The 1,296-nt window shown below is 40.8% G+C and carries 1 protein-coding gene; it reads left to right on the top strand.

Features of this window, described 5'->3' with window-relative positions; translation table 11 throughout:
• Positions 1-136 precede the first annotated feature (136 nt).
• Positions 137-1,225 carry a DNA sulfur modification protein DndB gene (gene dndB, locus A3757_RS14520; RefSeq protein WP_068739830.1) on the top strand — a complete coding sequence of 363 codons (1,089 nt, stop codon included), beginning with the start codon at positions 137-139 and terminating at the stop codon, positions 1,223-1,225.
• Positions 1,226-1,296: the final 71 nt, after the last annotated feature.

Genomic DNA, 1,296 nt, shown 5'->3' with positions numbered 1-1,296 from the left:
CTTACGCTAAAAAAAACATTACTATGCAAGCAATAAGCAGCCCTCCCTCAAAATACTTAATATTTTCATTGAACTTCCGGAGACAGGTAGTAGAATTACGTTATTTTTAACGTACCGCTTCTTAGGAAAATTATAAATGGATTCCGGCTACTGCTACTCATTTCCTGCTACTAGAGGCATGCAAGCAGGAAAACCATTTTATATCGCTATGTGCCCAATGCGCATTATTCCTAAAATATTCATCTTCGATGGTGAAGAGGTCCCCCCTCAGTTGAGGGCTCAGCGAAAGCTCAATACTCAGCGAGTCCCTGAGATATCTAAGTACTTAGTCGAGAAACCTACAGATTATGTGCTATCTGCTTTAACTGCATCCATCGATGCCAGCATAAAATTCGACTCTGTAGATCCAGACGGAACTAATTCAAACCTTGGCACCCTCAGCATACCAATGGATGCACGCATGTTGATCAATGACGGTCAACACCGCCGAGCAGCAATAGAGGATGCCATCAAGGAAAACCCAGATTTGGGACACGATAATGTTGCGGTCTTATTTTTCATTGATGAAGGGCTAACTCGTAGCCAACAAATGTTTGTTGACCTCAACATGCATCAAGTTAGGCCAGACACCTCATTGGTTACGCTATACAATCATACAGACCCAGAATCTGTTATGGCCACAGAAATAGCTAAAAACTGCCCACCGTTTGAAGGACTAACAGATCTTGAAAATAGCAGCCTATCAAAGAAGAGTAACAAACTGTTCACCTTAAGTAGTATCAAACACGCAAACAGAGCTCTATTGAAAAAGAAACGAAAAGATAAGCTAACCGAATCAGATGTCGAAATAGCAAAAGCTTTTTGGACTCAGTTATCACAAGCTCTACCATTCTGGAAGCTAGTAAGAGAAGGAAAAATAGCAGCCTCTTCAGTCCGCGAAGACAACCTATTTAGTCACGGCATCATCATTCAAGCCATTGCTACTTTAGGAAGCTACCTACTTTCCCAGCATCCAGAAAATTGGCAGAACTATGTTAAACAGCTTGAAGATGTCAATTGGAGTAAAAGCAACCATTTATGGGATGGGCGTTCAATCATATTTGGTCGCATGACAAAAACTAAAAGTGCCAACCTACTAACAGTAAATGCATTAAAGCTGCATTTAGGAATAGAGTTAGACCCAGAAGAAAAAGTTCTTGAGGATAGTTTTAATAATGACAAGTAAGGAATTCGCATACCAAACCCTAGGCGAAATGGTTAATCAGGAACAGATAAATGGCTTATCCCTGCGTGCCT

This window comes from Oleiphilus sp. HI0117, from assembly GCF_001635235.1.
The sequence above is the reverse complement of the archived record's forward strand: the minus strand, read 5'-3'. Positions and strand labels throughout refer to the sequence as shown.